Origin of the sequence: Xanthomonas sp. NCPPB 1128, assembly GCF_001043115.1 — a bacterium.
GTDB lineage: Bacteria > Pseudomonadota > Gammaproteobacteria > Xanthomonadales > Xanthomonadaceae > Xanthomonas_A.
In genome coordinates this window covers 1-10901 of the sequence record NZ_LFME01000038.1, presented here as the reverse complement: position 1 = coordinate 10901, position 10901 = coordinate 1, and the positions used below count along the sequence as shown (strand labels likewise).

General features: G+C 69.2%; 8 protein-coding genes and 1 other RNA gene. 6 read left to right on the top strand and 3 right to left on the bottom strand.

What is annotated here, in order from left to right; genetic code table 11:
• Positions 1–10: 10 nt before the first annotated feature.
• Entirely contained in the window at positions 11–2713 is a 2703-nt protein-coding gene (locus ACP93_RS18295; RefSeq protein WP_048492090.1) for a TonB-dependent receptor, read from the bottom strand.
• Between the two features lie 328 nt (positions 2714–3041).
• Complete coding sequence (locus ACP93_RS18290) at positions 3042–3935, bottom strand: LysR family transcriptional regulator (RefSeq protein WP_048492089.1); 894 nt, start codon at positions 3933–3935, stop codon at positions 3042–3044.
• Positions 3936–4038: 103 nt separating this feature from the next.
• Here ACP93_RS18290 and ACP93_RS18285 point away from each other — a divergent pair, with 103 nt between their 5' ends.
• From ACP93_RS18285 to ACP93_RS18275, 4 genes are all read left to right on the top strand, one after another.
• Complete coding sequence (locus ACP93_RS18285; protein ID WP_048492088.1) at positions 4039–5046, top strand: YeiH family protein; 1008 nt, start codon at positions 4039–4041, stop codon at positions 5044–5046.
• 126 nt (positions 5047–5172) lie between these two features.
• The gene (locus tag ACP93_RS18280) at positions 5173–5811 is read left to right on the top strand and encodes a DUF4142 domain-containing protein (protein ID WP_228136087.1); all 639 of its coding nucleotides are present in this window, start codon (positions 5173–5175) and stop codon (positions 5809–5811) included.
• Positions 5812–5997: 186 nt separating this feature from the next.
• Positions 5998–6073: non-coding RNA, sX9 sRNA (locus tag ACP93_RS21340), on the top strand.
• Between the two features lie 185 nt (positions 6074–6258).
• Positions 6259–7266 (top strand): cation diffusion facilitator family transporter, encoded by a 1008-nt coding sequence (locus tag ACP93_RS18275; protein WP_048492087.1) that lies wholly within the window; start codon positions 6259–6261, stop codon positions 7264–7266.
• A 246-nt stretch (positions 7267–7512) separates the two neighbouring features.
• Here ACP93_RS18275 and ACP93_RS18270 read toward each other — a convergent pair whose 3' ends face one another.
• On the bottom strand, positions 7513–9576 hold the full coding sequence (locus tag ACP93_RS18270) for a 3-hydroxyacyl-CoA dehydrogenase NAD-binding domain-containing protein (RefSeq protein WP_048492086.1): 2064 nt from the start codon (positions 9574–9576) through the stop codon (positions 7513–7515).
• Positions 9577–9815: 239 nt separating this feature from the next.
• Between ACP93_RS18270 and rpoE the strand changes: the two genes are divergently transcribed.
• Positions 9816–10436: an RNA polymerase sigma factor RpoE gene (gene rpoE / locus ACP93_RS18265; protein ID WP_048492085.1), complete on the top strand. Its 621-nt coding sequence runs from the start codon at positions 9816–9818 to the stop codon at positions 10434–10436.
• Positions 10433–10901 (top strand): sigma-E factor negative regulatory protein (locus ACP93_RS18260; RefSeq protein WP_048492109.1); only part of this gene is annotated, 469 nt, incomplete at its 3' end. The genes rpoE and ACP93_RS18260, both read left to right, overlap by 4 nt.

Below are 10901 nucleotides of genomic sequence, written 5' to 3'. Positions count from 1 at the left end.
CTCCACCGGCTCAGAACGTGTAGGTCGCTTCCAGGGCGAAGCGGCGCCCGAACAACTGGTAGCCGCCGTCGTCCTGGTTGGCGAGCCGGTTGCGCTTGTTGTCGCTGTAGGCGCGCAGCGGTTCGTTGGTCAGGTTGCCGACCTGGAACTTGAAGCCCAGGTGCTCGCTGTAGCGCCAGGCCAGGCTCAGGTCCACCGTGCCTTCGCTCTCCAGCCGCGCCAGCCGCGCCGCGTTCCAGCCGTACACCACGGTGTAGGGGCTGTGGTACTTGTAGCCGATCCGCGCTTCGAAACTGCGGTTGTTGTACCAGAGGTCCAGCGTGCCGGTGTTGCGCGCCAGGCCGCTGAGCGGCAGCGGATTGTCCGCCGGCGAGAACTCGTGCAGGTTGGATTCCACGTACGAGTAGTTGGAGTAGATGCCGAAGTTCTCCATGTGCGGGATGAAGAAGAACGGGGTCTGGAAGGTCAGCTCGGCGCCGTTGATGTAGCCGCCGCCGCCGTTGAACGGGCCGCTGATCAGGTAGTCGCGGCCGTCGATGGTCTCGTGCTGGGTCTTGTAGCCGATGCTCGAATCCACCCACTTGCGGTACAGCGCCAGCGCCGCCAGCGCCTCCTTGTGGAAGTACCACTCGTAGGAGAGGTCGAGCTGGGTGGCGCGGAACGGGTTGAGCTGCGGATTGCCGCCGCTGCCGGTGAGCTGGCCGACGGTGGTGTTGGGGTCGTCGAGCGCGCGCCCGGTGCGCAGTTCGTCCAGCGGCGGGCGCGCCATCACCTTGGCCACCGACACGCGCAGGATGCGCTCGGGGTCGATCAGGAAGTTGACCGTGGCGCTGGGCAGCACGTCGGTGTAGGTCTTGCCGGCGCTGCTGGGCTGCACCACGCCGCCGACGGTGTCGTAGCCGTGGCTGTCGGTGTCGGTGTGGACCACGCGCACGCCGGCGTTGCCCGTCACGTCGACGCCGAACCACTGCGAACTGAACACGGCCTTGGCGAAGGCCTCGCGCACGTTCTCCTCGACGTTCCAGTGGTCCAGGCGCTGCTCGGTGGCCAGGCTGGGGTCGAAGCCGCCGAAGCCGAGCTTGGCGATCGCGTCCGGGTCGCCGCCGGTCAGGGTCGGCACGTTCAGATCCGGCATCGTCACCGGATAGATCAGGTCCTGGTAGGCCGAGATCGGCTGGTTGTAGCCGGACTGGAAGCTGGTGAAGTGGCGGTTCTGCTTCTCGCGGCGCGCGGCGCGTGCGCCGAACTCCAGCGCGGTGACCGGCGAATCCTCGATCGCGCGGCTGGCGCTCAGCGCCAGCGCGGCGATGCGGTCGCGCAACGCCTGCGGTTCGGTCTGGCCGCTGATGCCCCATTCCGGCGCGTCGGAGCTGGTGCTGATGGTGGGGGTGATGCCATGGCGGAAGTCGAACGACACCGTGTCCGGATTGCTGCCGAAGCGCACCGCGCGCCAGTCGTTGTCGCGCTTGGCCTGCGAGAACGACAGGTCGCTGCCCAGCGTCCACACGTCGCCGCTCCACTTGGCGTTGAGGCCGCCGGCCGCCAGCGTCTTGACCTCGTTGTAGTTGGCGATGACGTGGTCCACCTGCAGCTTGGAGTTGGCCAGGGTGCCGGCGACCACGTCGCCGTCGACGATGGTGTAGGACGAGCCGGGCGTGGTGTACGGATTGCTGGCCGAGTAGATGCTGTAGCCGAGGTTGTTGAACCAGTTCTGGCGCTGGTCCTCGTCGATGCGGATGCGCGAGTACAGGCCGTCGAGCTTGAGCTCCAGGTTGCCCGAGCGCCACTGCACGGTGCCCATGGCGCCGGTGCGGGTCTGCTCGGTCAGCTTCAGCTGGTCGGCCGCGCCCCACGGCGTGTAGTCCACCTTGCCGTCGCCATCGACGTCGCGCGCGTTGCTGGCGTCGGTGTAGCCCCAACTGCCGATCGAGACGCCGGCGTTCTTCTGCTTCTGGTAGGTGGCGCCGAGCGCGACCGCCAGGTTGTCGTTGATGCGGTGGATCCAGCTCGCACCCAGGCGCTGGCCCCACGGCGAGTAGTCGCGTGCGTCCTTGGCCTCGTCGTAGTAGACCGGGCCGGCGGTGGCGACGAAGGTCGGGCCGGTGTGGTCGAGCGGGTTGATGGTGGAGATGTCCACGGTGGCGGCGATGCCGCCGGCGATCAGGTCCGCCGACGGCGTCTTGTAGACCTTGACGGTGGAGACGATCTCGGTGGGGAACACTTCCCAGCGCACCGCGCGGTTGGGTTCGGAGGAGGCGATCTCGCGGCCGTTGACCGTGCCCATGGTCATGCGCGGGCCGAGGCCGCGCACCGTGGCCAGGCTTTCGTTGCCGCGGTCGCGGGTGCCGTTGACGCCGGGCAGGCGCACCAGCGCCTCGGCCACGGTGACGTTGGGCATCTGCCCCATGTTGTCGGCGGAGATCACCTCGACCACGTGGTCGTCGAGCTGCTTGGCCTGCACCGCCTGTTCCAGGCTGGCGCGCTGGCCGACCACCATCACGTTGTCCAGGGTGACCGGCTGCTGGCCATTCTTGGCGTCGGTCGTGGCATCGGTCTTGGCGGGGGGCGTGGCCGCCGGATCGGCGGTGGCGCTCTGTGCGTGCGCGGCGAAGCTGGCGGACAGGGCCAGGACGATGGCCGCGCCCAGCAGGTTGCGGGCAGCAGGGCGGTACGCGCGCCGGCCGAGCGGGCGACGGGACTGTTCCAAAGGCATTTTTGTTCCCTCCCAGGACAAAAAGTGACCGAGCAAGTTGGCGTAGGCCGGAGGGTCCGGTCCTGGGTGGGCATCGGCAGGCTGGCGTGCATGGCTGCAGGCTGTCCTGTTCGTTGTCCTCGATGTCGTGTCTATCGGCGTGGCAGGGCGTGCGTGGCATGTCCGGCGGTGACGCCGCGGACATCCCCCTTTCGCCGCCTTGGCGCGCGAGAGACCGGGAGCGAGGATAGAAGCGACAGGCATTCCATTCCAATGAAGCATTTGCCGAGGGCTATCTCGTTTTGGAATGGATGTCGCGCGCTGCGTCTACGTCCTTCCCACGCGACGCTCAGGCCGCGGAGGGCAGCGCCTGCAAGTCGAGCAGGGCGGCGGCTGCCGCGCCCACGCCGCGTTCGCGGTGGCGCAGGACATGGAAGGTGCGTTCGGCCAGGGCCACTTCGATGCCGTGCAGGCGGCCGCTCTCCAGCCACGGCGCCGCGGCCAGCTGCGAGATCGCCGCCAGGCTGTGCCCGGCCTGCACCGCCGACAGCACCGCTTCGTTGGAGGGCAGGGACAGCGCCACGCGCAGGCGTTCCGGGGCGATGCCGGCATCGCGCAGCGCCGCCTCGAACGCCGAGCGGGTGCCCGAGCCGGGCTCGCGCATGATCCAGGTGCTGTCCGCGACCATCCGTGCCAAGCCGAGGCGGCGGCGCCCGGCCAGCGGGTGGTCTGGCGCGGCCACCACGCGCAGCCGGTCATGGTCCAGCGGCGAACTCAGCAGTTCCGGGGTCTGCACTCGCCCCTCGACGAAGCCCAGTTCGGCGCGTCCCTCGCGCACCGCGCGCGCCACGCTGTCGGTGTTGCCCACGCTCAGGCGGATTTCGATCTGCGGATAGCGCGCATGAAACGCCATCAGCCGGGTCGGCAGCCAGTAGCTGGCCACGGTCTGGCTGGCATGCAGGTCGAGCGTGCCGCGCAGCACGCCGCGCCATTCGCTCAACGCCAGTTCGGCGGCGCGGCTGCGTGCCAGGATCGCCTTGGCGTCCTCGCAGAACGCCGCACCGGCCGCGGTCAGCGCCAGGCCGCGGCCGACCCGGTCGAACAACGCCACCCCGTACTGCTGCTCCAACGCCTTGATCGCGGCGCTGGCGGCCGAGGGCGTGCGATGCGCGGCCTGCGCACCTAGGGTCAGGTGCTGGCGCTCGGCCACCGCCACGAACAGTGCGAGTTGCTCCAGGGTCATGCGGCCACCGTTCGGATCTGTCGAATGAAGTGTGCATAATTATGCGATGGAGTGAAACGGTTTGCAGGCGCAGCCTGTCGCCACCTCGATCCGGATCGCTCCCATGCACGCGCCACTGCACAGATTTTCCGGCTTGCTGCCCGGGCTGGCCCTGGCCATCGGCGTCGCCGCTTTGGCCTGGCTGGCCGAGCGTGCGCAACTGCAGTGGCTGGGCCGGCGCTGGATCGATGCGCTGGTGTTCGCGATCGTGCTCGGCACGCTGCTGCGCACGGCATGGCCACTGCCGCCGTCCAGCCATGCCGGCATCGCCTTCGCCGCCAAGCTGCCGCTGGAAGTGGCCATCGTGCTGCTCGGCGCGTCGGTCGGGATCGGTGCCATTGGCGCGGCCGGCGGCCTGTTGCTGGGCGCCATCGCCGCGGTGGTGCTGCTGGCGATCGCGCTCGGCTACGGCATCGGTCGCGCGCTGGGGCTGCCGTCGCGGCTGGCCACGCTGGTGGCCTGTGGCAACGCGATCTGCGGCAATTCGGCGATCGTGGCGGCAGCGCCGGTGATCGACGCCGACTCCGACGACGTCGCTGCGGCGATCGCGTTCACCGCTGCACTCGGCGTGCTGGTGGTGTTGCTGCTGCCGCTGGCGGTGCCCTTGTTGGGCCTGGACCAGCGCCATTACGGCATCCTCGCCGGTCTGACCGTGTACGCCGTGCCGCAGGTGCTGGCGGCGACCGTGCCGGTGGGTGCGCTGAGCGCGCAGGTCGGTGCGCTGGTGAAGCTGATGCGCGTGCTGATGCTGGGGCCGGTGATGCTGCTGCTGGGACTGGTCCGCGGCGGAACGCCGGCGCAGCGGCGTCCGGCGCATGCACTGGTGCCGTGGTTCGTGTTCGGCTTCGTCGGCATGATGGGCCTGCGCGCGCTGGGTGCGCTGCCGGCACCGGTGATCGAAGCGGCGCAAACGCTGTCGCTGCTGTTCACCCTGGTGGCGATGGCCGCACTGGGCCTGTCGGTGAACCTGCGCACGGTGCTCGCCTCCGGTGGCCGTGTGCTGGCGGCCGGCACCCTGTCGCTGCTGGCGCTGGCCAGCCTCAGCGTGCTGCTGCTGCGCTGGTTGCCGTAGGTGCGACGCCGCAGATTCGCATCGACGACGCGAACGCGTATTTCGCATCGCCTGCACCCGCGTTCAACCATGCGCTCACGAGTGGCCGCGGAGCATGGCCGCACCTGCCATGCAAAGGAAATTGTCATGCGTACCTACCGTTCCGGTCTTTCCCTGGCGCTGCTGTCGGTCCTCGGCATCGGCCTGGCCCACGCGCAGACCGACACGTCCGGCCAGGCCGGCACGCGCGATCCCGGCGCCATGCACCAAGACACTCCCTCGACGACTGCCTCGCCGGCGGCGTCCAGCATGCAGGGCGCGCGGGCGGCGACGCTCAACGAAAAGCAGGCGCTGGGCGTGCTGTCGGCGATCAACACCAGCGAGGTCAACGCCGGCAATCTGGCCCTGCAGAAGCAGGTCAAGGGCCCGGTGCGCGATTACGCCATGCAGATGGTGAAGGAGCACTCCGACAACAATGCCAAGATCGCGCCATGGGGGCCCGACACCAAGGCCGCGCCCGCGCAGCAGCAGATGCAGAAGGCCAAGGCGGAAGCCGGCAAGCTGCAGGCCTTGGACGGTGACCGCTTCGAGCAGGCCTACGTGATGGCGATGGTCAAGGATCACCAGGCCGCCCTGCAGATGCTCGACAGCACCCTGATTCCCGCGGCCAAGACGCCGGACGTGGCCGCGCATCTGCGCACCACGCGCACGCATGTGGCCGAACATCTGGCCAAGGCCCAGCAGCTGCAGAGCGCAGGTGCGCCGTCGGCTGGTTCCACCCGCTGAACAACGCTGCGGGTCGTGGCCGATGCGCCGTGGCCCGCAACGCCTATCTGGCAGTGCGCGGTCAGCGCGACGTGCCAGTCTGTCGGAGTTGCCCGCCATGCTGGCAGTCCACGCTTCTTCGCCAAGAGCGGCTAACAAAACTGCTGCGCAGCCAACAGACGGGTGCGGACGGTGCTCCGAATCCTCATGTACCACTCGTGCACTACGGTTCCTGCGTGTCGTCCGCACCCACCCGGGGACTGCTCGCGACGTTTTGTTCGCCATTCCAGGTCATGCGAACGCTGGAAAAGATGCGCTGCCGGCTAAGGACGTTTAAAGCACACGCAGTACCGCGGCGCACGGCGTCCGTCCCGGGGCAGGCGGTCGCGCCGAGGGTGTAATAGTCTCCGCGCAGGTGGAGGCCTAAGGTAGCGGCCATCTTCCTTCGCATCGCCGACCGGTCGCCCCATGGGACACGATCACAGCCACGCCCCCACCGAAATCCGTCACGAGCAGCCGCTGTGGTGGGCGCTCGGCCTCACCGCGCTGTTCCTGGTGGTGGAGGTGGCCGGCGCCTTCGTCACCAACAGCCTGGCGTTGTTGTCCGACGCCGCGCACATGGCCACCGACACGCTGGCGCTGATGATCGCGCTGATCGCGGTCCGGCTGAGCCGGCGGCCGCCGGATGCCAAGCGCAGCTATGGCTATGCGCGGCTGGAGGCGCTGGGCGCGCTGGTCAATGGCGCACTGCTGTTCGGCGTGGCGGCATACATCCTGTGGGAGGCGGTGCAGCGCTTCCGCCAGCCGCAGGAGATCGCTACCGTCGGCATGCTGGGCATCGCCGCGTTCGGCCTGCTGATCAACCTGATCTCGATGCGCCTGCTCAAGGCCGGCAGCGGCGAGAGCCTCAACATGAAGGGCGCCTACCTGGAAGTGTGGAGCGACATGCTCGGCTCGGTCGCGGTGATCGTCGGTGCGCTGGCGATCCGCGTCACCGGCTGGAAACTGATCGATCCGATTCTGGCGGTGCTGATCGGCTTGTGGGTGTTGCCGCGGACCTGGGTGCTGCTGCGCGAGGCGATCAACGTGCTGCTGGAAGGCGTGCCCAAGGGCGTGGATCTGGATGCGGTACGTGGCCATCTGCAGGCAGCGCCCGGCGTGGCCAGCGTGCACGACCTCCACGTGTGGGCGCTGGCCTCCAGCACGCCGGCGCTGACCGCGCACGTGGTGGTGGCCGACGGCGCCGACGCCGATGCGCTGCGCGCTGCGCTGTGCGATGGCCTGCATGCGCGTTTCGGCATCGACCACATCACCCTGCAGATGGAAGCCGGCCATTGCGGCACCACGCCGTGTGGCGCGCCGGCCGCGGCGGGCGAGGGTGGTGGTCACGGTCCTCGTGGGCATGGTCACGACGCGCATGATCATGCCCATGACCACCGCGGGCACGGTCATGCGCATGGGCATTCGCATCCATAGCCGACACCGTTGCGGATGGCGCATGCCAGCGCCACCGTTGTTTCCCGTTCTTGAGCGGCCGCTTTCGCGCACCGGGAATGCCGGTCGCGGCTGAAGCCGCTCCTATGTGGATGGCCGGAGCATACGCAAGCGCTCGGCCCGTCCCCCCGCAACGCGTTTTTTGTAGGAGCGGCTTCAGCCGCGATGGGCTTTCTCGAGAATGCCGGTCGCGGCCGAAGCCGCTCCTGCGAGAAGCAGATGCGACGCTCAGACCACCGGTTCGCGCAACGCCGGCGACTCCCAACCCGGGCGCGGCGCGAAGCGTTCGCCGTAGCGGGCCTGCAGGGCGCGCAGGCGCGCCAGCAGCACGTCGGCGCCGGCGGCGCGGATGTGCTGGATCGGGCCGCCGCGGAACGGCGCGAAGCCGGTGCCGAAGATCACGCCGGCATCGAGCAGGTCGGCATCGGCGACCACGCCTTCGTGCAGGCAGGCGACCGCCTCGTTGAGCAGCGGCAGGATCAGGCGGTCTTCCAGATCGTCCGGCGCGCGGTAGTCCTTGGGCAGTTCCGGCTTCTTGGCGCGGCCGTTCTCCCAGGTGTACAGGCCCTGGCCGTCCTTCTTGCCGCGCTTGCCCGGCTCCACCGTCTGCAACGCCGCCGGGATCGGCAGGCCCAGGAACGGCGCCAGCTCGGCGCCGACGCCGGCGGCCACGTCCAGGCCCACCGTGTCGATCAGTTCGATCGGACCCATCGGCATGCCGAACTTCACCGCGGCCTTGTCGATCGCCGGGCCGGGAATGCCTTCGGCGTAGGCGGTGGCCGCTTCCAGCATGTACGGGAACAGCACGCGGTTGACCAGGAAGCCGGGCGTGCCGGCGACCGGCACCGGCAGCTTGTCGATCGCCTTGCAGAACGCGGCCAGCCGCTTCTGGTTCTCCGCCGCCAGGCCGTCGTGGCAGACGATCTCCACCAGCGGCATCTGCGCTACCGGATTGAAGTAGTGCAGGCCGCCGAACTGCGCCGGGCGCTGGATGTGCTCGCGCAGTTCGGTCAGCGGGATCGAGGAGGTGTTGGTGCTGAGCAGCGCGGTCGGCTGCATGCGCGGTTCCAGGGACTGGTACAGCTCGCGCTTGGCCTGCGGGTTCTCGATGATCGCCTCGATCACCAGGTCGGCGCTCGGCACGCCGTCGCCGGCGAGGTCGCCCTTTAAGCGTGCCGCCACCGCCGGGCGCTTGCTGTCGTCCTTGACCCGCTTGGCGAACAACTCGCCGGCGCGGCTCAGCGCGCCATCGATGAAGCGCTGCTCGCGGTCCTGCAGGGTCACCTCGAAGCCCTTGTAGGCCGACCAGGCGGCGATGTCGCCGCCCATCACCCCGGCGCCCACCACGTGCACGTGGCGGATGCCGTGATCCCTGCCGCCCAGCGCCTTGAGCCGTTCGGTGAGGAAGAAGATGCGGATCAGGTTGCGTGCGGTCGGCGTGCTGGCCAGCTTGACCACGGCCTTGCGCTCGGCATCCAGGCGCGCCTGGATGCCGCTGCCGCCGCTGCGCTCCCACACGCCGATCAGCGCGTATGGCGCCGGGTAGTGTTCCTTGCGCGCCTTGCGTGCCACCTGCTTGCGCATCTGTGGCGCCAGCAGCTTGCGCGCCGGCCAGGTGTTGGTGGCCCAGGCGGTGGCGCGTTGCTTGAAGGCACGGGCGCTGCCGGACAGGGCCAGCGCCACCGCGGTGTCGGTCAGCACGGCCGGCGCGGCGACCTTGTCGACCAGGCCCATCGCCCGCGCCGCCGAAGCCGACACGGTACGCCCGGTGAGCATCAGGTCCATCGCCGCCGGCGCGCCGATCAGCCGCGGCAGGCGCGCGCTGCCGCCCCAGCCGGGGAAGATGCCGAGCTTGGTCTCGGGCAGGCCGATGCGGGTGGCCGCATCGCTGGAGGCGACGCGGTAGCGGCAGGCCAGGGCGATCTCGGTGCCGCCGCCCATGCAGAAGCCGTGGATCGCCGCGACCGTGGGGCAGGGCAGTTCCGCCAGCTTCTGGAAGGTGGCCTGGCCGCGGCGGATGGCGTCGTTGACGGTGCCGCGGCGGTCGAACTCCTGGAACTCCTTGAGGTCGGCGCCGGCGATGAAGCCATTGTCCTTGGCCGAACGGATCACCACGCCCTTGGGCGGATCGATGGCGATGCGCTCGAGCAGATTGCCCAGCTCCAGCAGCACGTCCTGCGACAGCGCGTTGACGGGCGCGTCCTGGCGGTCGAGGCTGAGCACGACGACGCCGTCGCCGCGGATATCCGCTTGCCAGTGACTGAATCGGAGCCCGTCGAAGCCTGAAAGCATGGGGAGGACCATCCGCTTGTGTATGGAGAAGATCGTTATCATCCAGAGGTTGTTTCCGTCGCGTCAAATCCCAATGCAGGGGAATTGAGGCGCGTCCCGCGACCGCTGGCCTTGCGCCAGCCTAACGGAACGCCGGTTAACGTCGTGGGGCGGCGATCCGCTGAGGGGCGCTGAACTTTTTTCCGAATTGGCGGTCAGAGGGTCCGACGTAGGTTGGGCTGACAGGAGTGCGGCCCGCTATGGCCGATGTCGAAACACCCCAGGAGCTGGACCTGGAACTGGTCCGGCGCGTGCAGCGCGGCGAAAGCGCGGCGTTCGATGTGCTGGTGCGCAAGTACCAGCATCGGATCGTCGGCCTGATCGGGCGCTACATCGTCGACTGGAGCGAATGTCAGGACGTGGCCCAGGACACCTTCATCCGCGCCTACCGCGCGATGGGGAGCTTCCGCGGCGACGCCCAGTTCTCTACATGGTTGCACCGGATCGCCGTGAACACCGCCAAGAACTACCTGGTCGCGCACAACCGCAGGCCGCCCACCGACGATGTCGACGTGCTCGATGCCGAGCAGTTCGCCAGCGGCACCCGGCTGCGCGACACCGACACGCCCGAGCGCGAGCTGATGCGCCAGGAACTGGAGCAGACGGTCATGAGGGCGGTGAACGCCTTGCCGGAAGAGTTGCGCACCGCCATCACCCTGCGCGAGGTGGAGGGCATGAGCTACGAGGACATCGCGCAGAAGATGGGCTGCCCGATCGGCACCGTGCGTTCGCGGATCTTCCGCGCCCGCGAGGCCATCGACGCCGAACTCCGTCCCCTGCTGGATACCGACAGCGCCACCCGTGAGCGACACCGCGTATGACCGATAGCACGCCCTTTCCCAAGCCAGTGCCGGCGCCCGACAGCGCCGCGCCGGACAAGTTCGAGCTGCACTACCGGCAGCAACTGTCCGCCCTGATCGACGGCGAACTGCCGGCCGACGAAGCGCGCTTCGTGCTGCGCCGGCTGCAGCACGACGAGGAATTGTCCGGCTGCCACGAGCGCTGGCAGCTGTGCGGCGACATCCTGCGCGGCCGTGTCAGCGTGCCGGCGCCCAGCGATTTCAGTGCCCGCGTGCGCCAGGCGGTGGCCGCCGAAGCGCAGCAGGCCGTGCGCGCGCAGGCGGCCAGTGCCGCCGGCAAGCGCCGCACCTGGCGCTGGGGGGGTAGTGCGGCCCTGGCCGCCTCGGTCGCGCTGCTCGCGCTGTTCGTGACCCAGCGCCTGCCGCAGACCCCCGAGGCGCTGCCGCCGGCGCAGGTCGCCGATGCCACCGTACCGACCCCGACCC

Coding starts and splice junctions, on each gene's coding strand:
- rpoE (WP_048492085.1), top strand. CDS start 9,816: ATGGCCGATGTCGAAACACCCCAGGAGCTGGACCTGGAACTGGTCCGG.
- ACP93_RS18270 (WP_048492086.1), bottom strand. CDS start 9,576: ATGCTTTCAGGCTTCGACGGGCTCCGATTCAGTCACTGGCAAGCGGAT.
- ACP93_RS18295 (WP_048492090.1), bottom strand. CDS start 2,713: ATGCCTTTGGAACAGTCCCGTCGCCCGCTCGGCCGGCGCGCGTACCGC.
- ACP93_RS18275 (WP_048492087.1), top strand. CDS start 6,259: ATGGGACACGATCACAGCCACGCCCCCACCGAAATCCGTCACGAGCAG.
- ACP93_RS18285 (WP_048492088.1), top strand. CDS start 4,039: ATGCACGCGCCACTGCACAGATTTTCCGGCTTGCTGCCCGGGCTGGCC.
- ACP93_RS18290 (WP_048492089.1), bottom strand. CDS start 3,935: ATGACCCTGGAGCAACTCGCACTGTTCGTGGCGGTGGCCGAGCGCCAG.
- ACP93_RS18280 (WP_228136087.1), top strand. CDS start 5,173: ATGCGTACCTACCGTTCCGGTCTTTCCCTGGCGCTGCTGTCGGTCCTC.